This window comes from uncultured Pigmentiphaga sp. (assembly GCF_937950555.1).
GTDB lineage: Bacteria > Pseudomonadota > Gammaproteobacteria > Burkholderiales > Burkholderiaceae_B > Pigmentiphaga.
The window spans coordinates 1-12,143 of sequence record NZ_CALFCW010000035.1 but is presented as its reverse complement, the minus strand read 5'-3'; the positions used below and the strand labels follow the sequence as shown (position 1 = coordinate 12,143).

Annotated in this window: 13 protein-coding genes; 9 read left to right on the top strand and 4 right to left on the bottom strand. The window is 58.6% G+C overall.

The window, feature by feature from the left end; genetic code table 11:
- Positions 1–472: 472 nt before the first annotated feature.
- The 3 genes from Q0319_RS10415 to Q0319_RS10405 are packed head-to-tail and all read left to right on the top strand — an operon-like array spanning position 473 to position 3,472.
- On the top strand, positions 473–1,408 hold the full coding sequence (locus Q0319_RS10415; RefSeq protein ID WP_299452286.1) for a tripartite tricarboxylate transporter substrate binding protein: 936 nt from the start codon (positions 473–475) through the stop codon (positions 1,406–1,408).
- 37 nt (positions 1,409–1,445) lie between these two features.
- Complete coding sequence (locus tag Q0319_RS10410) at positions 1,446–2,465, top strand: TauD/TfdA family dioxygenase (protein WP_299452284.1); 1,020 nt, start codon at positions 1,446–1,448, stop codon at positions 2,463–2,465.
- Positions 2,462–3,472 (top strand): tripartite tricarboxylate transporter substrate binding protein, encoded by a 1,011-nt coding sequence (locus tag Q0319_RS10405; RefSeq protein WP_299452282.1) that lies wholly within the window; start codon positions 2,462–2,464, stop codon positions 3,470–3,472. The genes Q0319_RS10410 and Q0319_RS10405 overlap by 4 nt, the downstream gene beginning before the upstream one ends.
- A gap of 44 nt (positions 3,473–3,516) precedes the next feature.
- Here the strand turns inward: Q0319_RS10405 and Q0319_RS10400 are convergent, their stop codons facing one another.
- Together Q0319_RS10400 and Q0319_RS10395 are read right to left on the bottom strand one after the other, a co-directional pair.
- Complete coding sequence (locus Q0319_RS10400; protein ID WP_299452280.1) at positions 3,517–3,828, bottom strand: DUF1330 domain-containing protein; 312 nt, start codon at positions 3,826–3,828, stop codon at positions 3,517–3,519.
- A gap of 84 nt (positions 3,829–3,912) precedes the next feature.
- The gene (locus Q0319_RS10395) at positions 3,913–4,932 is read right to left on the bottom strand and encodes a 2-oxoglutarate and iron-dependent oxygenase domain-containing protein (protein ID WP_299452278.1); all 1,020 of its coding nucleotides are present in this window, start codon (positions 4,930–4,932) and stop codon (positions 3,913–3,915) included.
- Between the two features lie 260 nt (positions 4,933–5,192).
- On the opposite strand from Q0319_RS10395, the gene Q0319_RS10390 reads away from it, so the two are divergent.
- The 4 genes from Q0319_RS10390 to Q0319_RS10375 all read left to right on the top strand — a co-directional run bounded on the left by Q0319_RS10390 (position 5,193) and on the right by Q0319_RS10375 (position 8,977).
- Positions 5,193–6,164, top strand: a complete 972-nt coding sequence (locus Q0319_RS10390) for a tripartite tricarboxylate transporter substrate binding protein (RefSeq protein WP_299452275.1) — start codon at positions 5,193–5,195, stop codon at positions 6,162–6,164.
- Entirely contained in the window at positions 6,161–6,955 is a 795-nt protein-coding gene (locus tag Q0319_RS10385) for an aldolase/citrate lyase family protein (protein WP_299452272.1), read from the top strand. Before Q0319_RS10390 ends, Q0319_RS10385 begins: the two co-directional genes overlap by 4 nt.
- Before the next feature lie 119 nt (positions 6,956–7,074).
- The gene (locus tag Q0319_RS10380) at positions 7,075–8,079 is read left to right on the top strand and encodes a TauD/TfdA family dioxygenase (protein WP_299452269.1); all 1,005 of its coding nucleotides are present in this window, start codon (positions 7,075–7,077) and stop codon (positions 8,077–8,079) included.
- Positions 8,080–8,452: 373 nt separating this feature from the next.
- Entirely contained in the window at positions 8,453–8,977 is a 525-nt protein-coding gene (locus Q0319_RS10375) for a MarR family winged helix-turn-helix transcriptional regulator (protein WP_299452267.1), read from the top strand.
- Between the two features lie 17 nt (positions 8,978–8,994).
- Here Q0319_RS10375 and Q0319_RS10370 read toward each other — a convergent pair whose 3' ends face one another.
- Together Q0319_RS10370 and Q0319_RS10365 are read right to left on the bottom strand one after the other, a co-directional pair.
- Positions 8,995–9,720 carry an enoyl-CoA hydratase/isomerase family protein gene (locus Q0319_RS10370; protein ID WP_299452265.1) on the bottom strand — a complete coding sequence of 242 codons (726 nt, stop codon included), beginning with the start codon at positions 9,718–9,720 and terminating at the stop codon, positions 8,995–8,997.
- Positions 9,721–9,737: 17 nt separating this feature from the next.
- Positions 9,738–11,063 carry an amidase gene (locus Q0319_RS10365; RefSeq protein ID WP_299452289.1) on the bottom strand — a complete coding sequence of 442 codons (1,326 nt, stop codon included), beginning with the start codon at positions 11,061–11,063 and terminating at the stop codon, positions 9,738–9,740.
- A 160-nt stretch (positions 11,064–11,223) separates the two neighbouring features.
- Between Q0319_RS10365 and Q0319_RS10360 the strand changes: the two genes are divergently transcribed.
- Both Q0319_RS10360 and Q0319_RS10355 read left to right on the top strand, forming a co-directional pair.
- A complete protein-coding gene (locus tag Q0319_RS10360; RefSeq protein WP_299452262.1) occupies positions 11,224–11,931 on the top strand; it encodes a paraquat-inducible protein A in 708 nt (235 codons plus the stop codon).
- A partial coding sequence (locus tag Q0319_RS10355; RefSeq protein ID WP_299452260.1) for a paraquat-inducible protein A occupies positions 11,928–12,143 on the top strand: 216 nt, incomplete at its 3' end. The genes Q0319_RS10360 and Q0319_RS10355, both read left to right, overlap by 4 nt.

Genomic DNA, 12,143 nt, shown 5'->3' with positions numbered 1-12,143 from the left:
GGGCAAAGCGTGCCAGTCGGGGTGGGCCAGCCCACCTTGCGCATAGACGGGCTGACGGTGGGCGGCACGGCTTGAGCCTAGGGACGCGGCTGGTCAGCCAAGCCGATCCGCTGTGATCCTTGTCGTGTCCTAGTCTTCCCTCGCTTGCGGCCTTCGCTTCCAAAATGGAGGCGGCGCGTAGCTAAACCGCCCCGGATCTCTATCTTCTTCGGCCCGTACTCGAGGCCTTCTCAAATTTCCCGCTTCTCGCGACACCGCGTGCCGGTGCATCCGCCTTCTTTCCAATGGGCGTGGGACGCCATGCGCTCGTCAAACCCGTTGACTAATTTTATCTAGATATGTAATTTAGGTAATGTATTCAAATAATCTCCTTTTGTGCAATATAAAAGGGTAAATGTCTCATTCGTCTATTGGGAGAAAGACTATGGGCCGTACGGTGTGGTGGGTGTGCGGAGTCGTCGTGGGGTTATGCATGACGACGGGAGGGGCGGTCGTTGCAGCCGAGACAACATATCCGACCAAACCGGTGCGCTTGGTCGTTCCCTATCCGCCGGGTGGGTCGTTGGACATCATTGCGCGCGTTCTGGGCCAGAAGCTTGGGGTTGGGCTGGGACAATCCGTCGTGGTCGAAAATCGCGCCGGGGCATCGGGAGCAATCGGAACTCAGGTCGTTGCCCGTTCAGCTCCGGACGGCTACATGCTGCTAATGGGGTCGCCCACGCCGATCTCTATCTTGCCCAATATTTCTCCTGCGGTGACCTATGACGTGGAGCGCGATCTCGCCCCAGTCGGGATGGTGGCGACTGGTCCGCATGTGCTGGTTGTGGGAAGCCGGACGCCTGCGAGCAATGTGAAGGAGTTCGTCGCGTTTGCCAAGGCGCAGGCAGCACCCATTAGTTTTGGCACTTTCTTGGGATCGCCCCAGGATCTTGCAGGCTATATCTTCGCGCGCGATACCGGGATACAACTGCAGCGCGTCTCTTACCGTGGTAGCGGCCCGGCTTTGAACGATCTCGCGAGTGGGGTTATCCAGTTCATGGTCGTGGAGCTGGCCGCTGCGCTACCGTTCCTGGAGAGCGGCCACGTGAAGGCGATTGGCATCGCGTCGCCCAAGCGCAGCGCCGTCTTGCCCGATCTGCCAACGATAGACGAGCAGGGTCTCAAGGGATTCGAAAGCAGCGGTTGGTTCGGTGTCCTTGCCCGGGCAGGCACGCCCGACCCGGTACTCGATCGGCTGGCCCAGGAGGTTCGGCGTGCGGTTTCCGATCCCGAAGTCAAGGAGAAGTTGGCAAGTGTAGGCGTGACGGCCACGAGCAGCACCCGTGAAGAGTTTGCGGCCCATTTGAGCGCCGAACGCGTGAAGTGGCGTCGTGCAGTCGTCGAATTCGGCATCAAGCCGTCTGAGTGATAAATCAGCCTTTCGCCCGAGGAACCTGGAGCCAACCATGTCCGAGATATATCGGCAGAAAATTGATCATCCTGCAGCCTGGAGGGGGGAAGACATTCGAGATTCCTCCGAGTGGATACATGAATTGAACCAGCAGGATGTGGCCGAGCTAGATGCAGCACTTCGCAACGTTCGCGCGCTGAAGCTCGACTTGCCCCGAATTGGACGCGAAAACTTTCCGCTGCCAACTTTGTCGGCCCGCATCGCTGGATGGTCGGAGCAGATTGAGAATGGAAGAGGTTTTGTTCTCGTGCGCGGCTTTCCCGCCGAGAATTACTCCCTTGAAGACGTAGAGACGATCTTTTGGGGCATCGGAACATACCTTGGCCTTCCCGTCACCCAGAATCCCCGAGGTGAGTTAATGGGGCATGTCAAGGATTATGGGCGCAAATTTGGCAACCTCGACGTCCGGGGATACGAGACGAACGCCCACCTGCCTTTTCATACGGACGGGTGCGATCTTGTCGGCTTGATGTGCTGGCGCAAGGCCAAATCAGGCGGGCGAAGCAGCATCGTGAGCGCGTTGGCCATTCATAACGAGATCAACGAGCGATGTCCGCAGTTCTTGCCGGCGTTGTATCGCGGCTTTCGCGATATCAAGCGCGAGGCCGCGCTGACAAACGATCCGGTTACTGCATCTCGCATTCCAGTATTTGGGCAAATCAATGGCATTGTCAGCTGCCGCTATGTCCGCGCGCAAATCGAAGCGGCCATGACCCGCCTGGGCGAGGCCTTGACCGACCATGAGCGCGCAGCGCTGGATTGCGTGGATCGGCTCGCCGTCGATCCGCTCCTGCGCATCGACATGGATTTGCAACCCGGCGACATGCAACTGTGCAACAACTACACGATTCTCCATTCTCGGACGGATTTCGAAGATTGGGATGAGCCCGAGCGCCGACGACTCATGCTGCGTCTGTGGCTAAGCTTCAGGCAGCGTCGACCTCTTCCCTCGGATTTTCCTCAGCACAATGGCTACGGGTTGGGGCAGATCGCCGAAATCGCGTTTAGCGCTTGATCCACCGTGTGACCCTTCGCGAGGTCAAAATGACATTACAGCGTTTGCAAGCCGGCGCCTTGCTGGTCTTGCTTGGATGCCTTGTTGCGATCCCGGCCTTCTGCGCGGAGGCTTACCCGTCTCGTCCTATCCGGCTCATCGTACCGTACGCGCCGGGCGGGCCGGTGGACGTCATCGGCCGGACGGTGGCGAAGATTCTGGGCGATGCTGTCGGACAGAACGTCTTCGTGGATAATCGTCCCGGTGGTTCTGGCACGGTGGGAACCGTGAGCGCGATCAAATCCCCGGCCGACGGGTATACCTTGTTGGTTGGGTCGACTGCCACGATTTCTATACTCCCCTCGGTGAAAGATGTCGGCTACGATCCAGGGCGTGATCTTGTGCCCATCAGCGTGGTGGCAACCGGCGTTCACGTCTTTGCGGTCCACCCGAATGTACCGGTCGACGACATGCCGGACTTCGTCCGATATGCGAAGGCCCAGAAAGTCCCCTTGCCGGCTGCGGCCGGTGGGGCTGGAACGCCGGACGATCTTGCGTTGTACTTGTTAGAAAAGGAGGCAGGGATCTCCTTGTCCCATGTTCCTTACAAGGGGACCGGTCCAGCCATCGCTGATGTCGTGGCTGGGCACGTTCCCGTCGTGGCGGCCGATGTGTCTGCTGCAAGACCGTTTTTGGAGATTGGCAGGCTCAAAGCCCTCGGCATTGCTGCCTTGCAGCGCAACCCATTGGTTCCCACGGTTCCCACGCTCCATGAGCAAGGGTTGAAGGGCTTCGAGAGCGGGGGTTGGTTTGGATTGTTCGCGCCCGCGGGCACTCCTCCGGCGATTGTCGGTGTGCTGTCCACGAAGCTGGCCGAGACATTGCGTCAGCCCGACGCTCAGGAACGCCTTCGGGCGATCGGTGTCCTGGCCGTGGGCGGCGATGCCGCCGCAGCGCGGGGCAGGGTCCAAAAGGAAACCGAAAAGTGGCGCACGTTGATCCGCAACGCCAATCTCCGGATTGAATAAAAAGAACACAAGGCGGTTCGACAGTCGACCGCCTTCCTCACAAGTCACGAGTCTTGCAAGATGCGCTCCACATCGCCCTCGACGAGGATGACCCGAGCCTTCGTCACCGGTTGACGGATCGCCTTGGCCTCCGCGTATTCGGGGGAGTTCCACCAGCGCATTGCTTGTTCGACGGAATCGAATTCCGTAACGACCATGCGCGTTACTTTCCCCTCGCCCTCCAGCAGCCGCGGCGATCCGCCGCGAACCAAATAGCGGCCCCCGTATTGTTGCTTGGAGAGTGCTACGAGAGGTAGGTAGCGTTTCATTGGCTCCGTATCCAGCCATTCGATTTCACTGATCAGATAGCAAGTCATTGAACGTCTCTTTGCATGGGCGCCTGGTGGCGCCATTTATGAAAGAAAACCGGCTACGGCTAAGGTTGCACCGCACGGCGGCTATCAGTCAATGCGTTGCAGATCCAGGCTTGGCCAAATGCGAGTCCAGACACGGCTCAGAATTTCCCCACAGCTCAGCCGCTCCCCGCGCAACGTCGTGTTGTGGAGGATTGGCTCGTTCACTTCTCCTGTGTTCTTCACAAGAGGTTCGATGAGGACATCGTAATCGGGCATCAAGAAGTACGGAACGGAATACCGTTCGCGGCCCGATCTGTTGACGACGCGGTGAGGGGTGGAGAGGAAGATTCCATCGCTCCAGAGTTTCATCATTTCGCCCACGTTAATGACGAAGCTCCCCGGGATAGGCGGTACGGCTATCCATTCTCCGCTCTTGCCTAAGATCTCCAGTCCGCCTGTCTCATCTTGCGAAAGAATCGTGAAGACGCCATTGTCAGTGTGCGGACGCACGCCGATATGGTCGCCAGGCTCGTTCGGCTCCTGAGGGGGATAGTGCAAGAGCCGCATCATGCTCATGGGGTCGTTGAAATAGCGGCGTAGCCGCCCCACTGGTAGTCCCAACCCCATCTCGAAAAGTTCGAGCATGCGATAGGCAAGCGCATCGACTTGCGCGTAGTAGCGTAGCAAAGTTTCGCGAAAGCCCGGCAAATCCTCCGGCCACTGATTTGGTCCGTGCAAAGGTTTTCCTGAGACGACTGACGGGTGATTAGGCTCGCGTTCCAGATAGAAATGGAACGCTTCATGGATATTTCCTTTCAGCGACGGGTCGTCGCCCAAGGTCTTCATTGGCAAGTAGCCCCGGTAGTGGCGCGTCTTGGCCATCGCGATTGCCTGCTTGCGTTCGGATGGTAGCGCGAAGAACGTGCGGGCTGCTTCGAACGGCGCGTTCATGTCAGCCGGAGACAGGCCATGATTGACCACGTAGAAGAAGCCGATGTCTTGACATACCTGCACGATTTGGTCCGTCAATTTGGCTTTGTCGCGTTCGCTGCCTCCATGTATGAGGGTGAGGTCGATCACGGGCACTTCTTCTGCTGCGACTTGCTTGGAAAGAGGTAAGGCCATGCGTGGTCTCCATTCGAGCGTAAGAATGAGGTTCGGAATCCAGTCCTCTGGGGAATTCTCCGCGCCGCTTCATGAAGACGCGGTGCTGCATTATATTTTACTTTAAATACATACTCAAGTAAAGCAAGTTAAGGTGATATAGGGAGCCGCTGCTGGCGAGGACCCATTCCTGGCAATCCAAAATATCTTTACAAAAATAAGGTACTTGAATAAAGTATTGGGATTATGAGTATTGTTAGACACAAACTCGGGGAGGGCGCATGAAAGTCTGGTGCATCGCTTTGTCTTGGCTGTTGTGCTGGGCAGCGGTGCCGGCTGCCGTTCCAGCGGCCGAGCCTAGCTATCCGGCGGGGCCCGTCAAGCTTGTCGTCCCGTTTCCGCCTGGTGGGCCTGTTGATTCAGTGGGAAGGTTGATTGCGCACAAACTGGGCGAGTTGCTTACGCAGCCCGTTTATGTCGACAACAAGGGAGGAGCAGGCGGAGCAATCGGTGCACAAGCCGTCGCGTCTTCCGCGCCGAACGGATACACCTTGCTGCTGGGGTCGACCGCCACAATTTCCATTCTGCCTTTGGTAAACGCCGCGGTTCGCTACAACCCGGACGAGGATTTCACGCCGCTGGCCATTTCGGCGACAGGCGTCCAAATCTTCGTCGTGAACTCCAAGGTTCCGGTGAATACGATCCAGGAGTTGATCGCCTACGTCCGAAAAAGCAAAGAGCCGGTCACGGCGGCGACTGGCGGAAGTGCCAATCCGTTTTTCATCGCCCTGTTCGAACGTGAGGCTGGCATCAAGTTTCTTCATGTGCCGTATAAGGGGACCGGCCCGAGTTTGGCGGATGTTGCGGCGGGCCACATCGTGTTCACGGTGGCCGATACCTCCGCCGTGTTGCCGCTGCTCCAGACAGGGCAGATCAAGGCGCTGGGGATTTCATCGCTCCGGCGCAACCCACTAGGGCCGGAGATCCCGACCATTGCCGAACAAGGCTTCCCAGGCTTTGAGGTAGGGGGGTGGTTCGGCGTATTTGCGCCGAAGGGCTTGCCGCAGCCGGTCCATGCAAAGTTGGTGAGTGCCTTGGAGATGCTTTCGCGCGATGCCGATACCAATGCCCAACTGCAAAAACTCGGTCTTTCCCCGTCTTGGAGCGTTGGGGACGCAGCAGTACGGAACGTGCAAAAAGAAAACTCTCGCTATCGAGCTTTGGCCAAGGCCATGGACGTGAAACCACAATGACGACGATCAAGAATCTCTTGGCGATGCCTTTGGAGCATGGCATCGCTCCTAAATTGCGCAACGGCGAACACGTCTACGGCATATCCATCGGCACGCCGTATCCGGCTCTAATCCAAATGTGCGGGCATGCAGGCTATGACTTCGTCGTGATCGACAATGAGCATGGTCCCGCGAGCGTGGAAACGGTCGCGGAGGCTATTCGTGCTGCACACGGGGTTGGCATCTCGCCGATCGTCAGGACCTTCGAGCAAGACATTCCCCGCCTACTCGACGCTGGCGCCTGCGGGATACAAGTGCCGATGGTCGAGACCCCCGAGCAAGCGAATCGGATCGTGCGGGCGTGTCGGTACCCTCCGATGGGTACCCGTGCAGTCGCGTTTTCCACGCCAGCGGCGTGTTATGGATTCTGTGACCGCGACGCATACCTCAAGGAGGCTAACTGTGCCATAGCGGTCATTCTGATGATTGAGACCGCCGAGGCGGTTGCACGGATCGACGAGATTTTGGCCGTACCCGGCGTGGACGCCGTGTGTGTCGGTCCGACCGATATGGCGTACTCATTGGGCGTTCCGGCTGATGGCAAACACCCGAAGGTGCAAAACGCGGTGTTTCGGTGCGTCGAGGCATGCCAGCGCGCGGGCATCGCCATCGGGGGCACTGCACTGTCGAGAGAGGCATGTCGTGCCAACGCCTCCATGGGGATGACCTATCACAGCATGATGCTGACCTTCCTGCTTGGAGCAGCGTTGAGGGATGGCTTGAACACTATGCGGGCAGCGGTCTCGTCCTAGATCCAGGCTGCCTGCATTCGCTAGAAGCGGAGTGCGTTTTGGGCATTGGATGCGGGCAAGGCGAGGCTGGGCAGCCCGTGCTCGACAAGAGCTAGCAAGCACAGAATAAGGGGAGTGATATGTCGGCGGTCTACATGCATGTCATTACGTCGAGGGATGCCTGGATTGGAGCCGAACTCGCTGAGCGGCTTGATTGGCAGATATCGTTCACGAATGAGGAAGTTGAGGAAATTGACAGGGCGCTCCGAGCCGCCCGGGACCGCAACTTGGCGCTGCTTCAAATCGACCGGGATACTTTTCCGCTGCCCACGGTGGCAAGAAAGCTCGCAAGTTGTGCGCAGGAGGTTGAGAGGGGTTTGGGCGTCGTCGTGCTGTCGGGCTTGCCCATCGAGCGCTATCCCGATGATGAGGCCGGGATGGTGTTCTGGGGGCTAGGGGCATACCTTGGCCTGCCAGTCATGCAGAACCCGCGCGGTGAGCTGTTGGGGCATGTCAAAGATTATGGCCGCCAGTTCGGCCAAATCAATGTGCGCGGGTACGAGACAAACGCGCATTTGCCTTTCCACACCGATGGCTGCGACGAAGTGGGGTTGATGTGCCTACGTCGTGCCAAAGCTGGCGGCGCCAGCAGCGTCGTCAGCGCAGCGACGCTGCACAATGAATTGCTGCGCCGATACCCCGAGTACCTGCCGCCATTGTATCGGGGCTTTCATTATATCAGGCGGGAGGCGGCGCTGACCGAAGCCGGCGTGACGCCCCATCGCGTCCCAGTATTCGGGCAGATCGACGGTCTGGTCAGCTGCCGCTATATTCGCGCCCAGATTGAGGCGGGCGCGAAACGGATTGGGCAGCCATTGACGTCCTTGGAGATCGAAGCGCTCGATTGTTTCGACGAGTTAGCACGAGATCCCAAGCTGCATCTCGACATGGAGCTTCAACCCGGCGACATCCAGCTGTGCAATAACTATACTGTGCTGCATTCGCGCACAGATTTTGAAGACTGGCCTGAGCCCGGTCGTGAGCGTCACCTGCTTCGTCTCTGGCTCACGTGCCGGGAGCGTCGTCCCCTTCCACCGGATTTTCCCCAGCTGAACGGATACGGCCTCGCGCGCTTGCCTAGCTGAGCTTGCACTGCAACTCGTCGACCGGAAGATCTTTTGTCCGCAAGGAGTAGGGGGAGCCGCTTCCTGCAGGATAGAGCGGCTTTCTGCTGATCTCGAAGCGGAGCGCAGCCACGCACGATCGCACGTCGTCTTCATCAAACAGAGAAGCGGCATGCTAAGTTGCGCATGCCTAGTCAGTGGCATGTCGACTTGGGCCTTAATCGCTAGCTGAAGGCCTTCATGCTTGCTCCTGCCCCGTTTTGGATCTGGTGTGGCCTGGGTTCGCTGGGCGGTTCCAATCCTAGGTAAATGTTTTTGATAAACTACTGAAGGCATCGATTTTCTTGCCGAATGCCTATCATGCCGCATGCGCGGCAATATAAGAGGACGACACATGACCGGAAAGCGCGTCAGCCCGAAGAAAAGCGGTTTACGTTTCGTCAAGTGGGTGGACACGAACCACGGTTTTCATTCCTATGAGTTCCACGATTACATGCGGAATGTCGCCGCAGCGCGCTACGTCATTCGGAGGGTGCAGCGGATCATCGACGACTGCGTCCGCAAGCACGGTCTCGAGCCGCTGGAACAGCAAGCTTTGGTTCAAATCTATGGAGCGTCGAACCAGCGCTTGCCCATTGGGCAAGTGGCCGAGCGATTGGATATCGCATCTTCTGCACTTGCCTCGAGACTGGTGAGCAAACTTGAGGCCTATGGATATGTGCGCCGCGTGCCTTCGGAAGAAGATCGCCGCGCTACATGGGCATGTGTGACGCCAGCGGGCGTCGAAGTACTACATGCCATCGTGGAGGACCTTCACCGAGACGTCCAGTATTTTCATAGCAAGCTGTCGGAGGACGACCAGCGCGCCGCGATGGAGATCTTTGCTTTTTATGCTGGGTATGGATTGGACTTAGGGTAATTCCGGACTCTGCTCGTTCAGTTCTCTGGCGAGTACAGCGTTTGCGCGCTGAGTGCGACATTGAGCCGGCTGGACTGAGGTACCGCACGTATTTGCTTGATGTACTGTTTGCAGGCAGAAATTAGCGACGTGTGTGACTTCGCAATGGCTGCAGCCATGTCGCGGGCCGTCGAGGCCAAGTCGACCGACGGGACGGTCCGGGATATCAATCCCATGGCTAGCGCTTCCGGGGCCGCGACGGGCCGGCCCGTGAAGATCATTTCCATAAGGTGCTTGGGCGGAAGATGATCCACGAGTTCTGCCAGGACGAACATGGGGGGGATGTCGTGAAGAATCTCTTCCAGCGTGAAGCTGGCATCGTCTCCCGCGATGCAAAGGTCCGTGCGAAGCACCAAGCCCACCCCGAATCCTACTGCCCTGCCCTGGACGGCGGAAATGGTTAAGCCAGGAAATCCCGACAACGCCTCATAGAACGCGGCCACCGGCTTGAACGCTTCGAATGGCGAGACTGCTGCCGACTTTTCCATGCGCTCCCTTCCCAAGCAAAAGTCTTGGCCAGTGGCGGAGATCAATAGAACGCCCACATGTTGCGATTCGGCATGCAGCAGTTTCGTGATAGCGGACAGCGTTTCTAGGTCGAGTCGATTGCCGGCTTCGGGGCGCTCCAGCTGCAGGTGACCCCACCCATCTCGGACCGAATACCTGAAATTCTGACCTGAAGTGACGTGATCGGTAGTCGACATGAGGAGGTCCTCTTCCATTAGTGAGTAGCGGATCGAATCCACTGAGCAGTTCTGAATAGTTGTTGGTCGGTATGCTGGGCGCCGATCAGCTGGACGCCGAGCGGCATGCTTCCCACTTTTAGTAGCGGAAGGGTAATAGCCGGTGCTCCCAATACGGATGCCGATACATTAAAGATGGGATCGCCCGTCCACTGGATGCCATGCGGGGCAGCTCCGGGCGCGCTCAAGGTGATGAAGGCATCAACCTCGCGGACAAGTGCTTCGAACTGCTGACGGAGCTGAGCCCGGGCCTCCAGGCAGGCGCGATAGCCGTCGAGGCCGAGTTTGGCTGCGCGTGCTGCGCTGTCATGCATAAGTGGGCTCAATCCCAGGCTGTCCCGGTATTTTGCGCTATTCGCTGGCCACCTGGATTCGAAGCTGATGATGTTCGAGCCGAGTTCCCGTACATCAGAAAGTGCCGTTTCAAAGGCTTCCATTCGCGGTTCGTCATGCCGGGATAGAACCTGTACCCCCACTTCGCGCAGGCGGTCGAGCAATCTCATTAGGCCTTCACGGGCGAGGGGGTCGGCCGTCGCCCATCCGGGGGTCTCGAAAAACATCAATCGCGCGGGTTTGACTGCGGCGCCGAGTGTCTGCGTTCCGATCAGTCCTACCGAACCGGGATCCCCGCCCGCTCGCTCCACGATGGCGTACGCCGTGGCCCAGATATCCTCGAGGCTGGCGCCGATGACACCGATGCAACTGTGGCTCTGATAGTCGTGACTACCTCCGCGGTTGATGGCGCCGACCGTAGGTTTATAGCCGTAGGCGCCGCAAAAGCTCGAAGGGCGGATGATCGACCCCATCACCTGGGTGCCCAGCGCCGCAGGCAGAATCCCTGCGCCGACCGCGGCCGCCGACCCAGCGCTGGAGCCACCGGCCGTACGGTTGTAGTCGTGGGGATTGCGGGTATCGGTAGGGTAGGTGCCTGCATACTCCGTGGTTTTCGTCTTGCCCAAAATGACGGCGCCTGCTTCGCGGAGCGCGAAGACGCTCGCTGCATCCCGTCCCGAGCACCACCCTTCGTAAGTTGGTGACCCCATCGAGGTCGGCATGTCGAATGTTTCGATGACATCCTTTATGCCTATCGGCATGCCGTCGATGGGAGAGAGCGGCGTTCCCGACTTCCATCGACGGGTTGACATGTCGGCTGCAATGCGGGCGCGGGGAATGGCGAGCGCAGTAAAAGCCTTAAGCCGAGGCTCTACTTCGTCTAGCTTGTCCAACGCTCGTTCCAGGTAGTCCCGCGGCGTGTCAGAGCCTCGCCGAAACTTGTCGGTGGCGGCAAGATACGGAGTTAGCATCATTTCTATATAGAATTTAAGTATGTGATCTAGGATAGATAGTTATGGAGAGTTAGTCAATAGAACAAGGATGCAACCAGGCCAGAGGCGTTGTGCTATATGATGTCGTTGGATTTTTTCAGCAGATCCCTCGTTCGGAAGCGTTCGCCGGCGAGGGGGATTGCATGCAAACTTCGTTCGGTCTGCGCTGATGCGATCGTTTCACGTCGATGTCGATACGTCGTTAAAACTCTGCCCCCACTGTGACGCCGTCTACGTCCGGGCGCCGCTTTCACCAGACGAACGAGCTTATTGCCGACGTTGCGGCGGCGAGCTGTATCGCAATCACGAGGTACGCATCGCCGCCTTGCTACCCCTTGTGTTCGCCGGCTTCATCACGTACGTCACGTGTAATGTTTTTCCCATCGTGACACTGGAAATTCAGGGACTCTCGACGCAAACGACGGTATGGGGAGCAGTGCGGGCGATGGCGCATCATGGGATGTGGCCGGTGGCCACGCTCGTTCTTGCGACGACTACTCTCGTCCCGTTTCTTGAACTCGGCTTGCTCACGTACCTGCTCGCCTCGTTAGCGGCCGGCCGCGTTCCTGTTGGCTTCGGCCCCATCGTGCGCTTCATGAGGGTGGCACGTCCCTGGGGCATGGTCGAAGTGTTTCTGCTCGGCATTGTGGCCTCGATGGTGAAGCTTTCGGCTATGGCAACGGTCGTGCCGGGTCCCGCGTTATGGGCGTTCGGTGCACTCGTTGCGCTGCTCGCGATCGTCATCGTCGTCGACCCCGCGGATTTTTGGGAATATGCTGCGAAGGTCGCGTCGTTGGAGCGAGCACGGGCGGCGGAGGAAGCACGGACGGCGGAGGAATTTTCGTGACGGCCGTGCAGACGGCGGCGCAGGTAGGCGTGATCGAATGCCCTCATTGCACTGCCATTTTTCGCCGCTCGCAAGCAGGGTTGCGTTGTACGCGCTGCGGCGCACTCCTGCATTGGCGCAAGCCCCACAGCCTGCGGCGGACTTGGGCTTTTCTCCTGGCAGCCATGGCGCTTTACCTACCGGCCAACCTCCTGCCTGTCATGACGACCGGA

What these genes read in the sequence shown, in the direction of transcription:
- Q0319_RS10415 (WP_299452286.1), top strand. Translation starts at nt 473, where the DNA reads ATGACGACGGGAGGGGCGGTCGTTGCAGCCGAGACAACATATCCGACC.
- Q0319_RS10410 (WP_299452284.1), top strand. Translation starts at nt 1,446, where the DNA reads ATGTCCGAGATATATCGGCAGAAAATTGATCATCCTGCAGCCTGGAGG.
- Q0319_RS10400 (WP_299452280.1), bottom strand. Translation starts at nt 3,828, where the DNA reads ATGACTTGCTATCTGATCAGTGAAATCGAATGGCTGGATACGGAGCCA.
- Q0319_RS10395 (WP_299452278.1), bottom strand. Translation starts at nt 4,932, where the DNA reads ATGGCCTTACCTCTTTCCAAGCAAGTCGCAGCAGAAGAAGTGCCCGTG.
- Q0319_RS10390 (WP_299452275.1), top strand. Translation starts at nt 5,193, where the DNA reads ATGAAAGTCTGGTGCATCGCTTTGTCTTGGCTGTTGTGCTGGGCAGCG.
- Q0319_RS10385 (WP_299452272.1), top strand. Translation starts at nt 6,161, where the DNA reads ATGACGACGATCAAGAATCTCTTGGCGATGCCTTTGGAGCATGGCATC.
- Q0319_RS10380 (WP_299452269.1), top strand. Translation starts at nt 7,075, where the DNA reads ATGTCGGCGGTCTACATGCATGTCATTACGTCGAGGGATGCCTGGATT.
- Q0319_RS10375 (WP_299452267.1), top strand. Translation starts at nt 8,453, where the DNA reads ATGACCGGAAAGCGCGTCAGCCCGAAGAAAAGCGGTTTACGTTTCGTC.
- Q0319_RS10370 (WP_299452265.1), bottom strand. Translation starts at nt 9,720, where the DNA reads ATGTCGACTACCGATCACGTCACTTCAGGTCAGAATTTCAGGTATTCG.
- Q0319_RS10365 (WP_299452289.1), bottom strand. Translation starts at nt 11,063, where the DNA reads ATGCTAACTCCGTATCTTGCCGCCACCGACAAGTTTCGGCGAGGCTCT.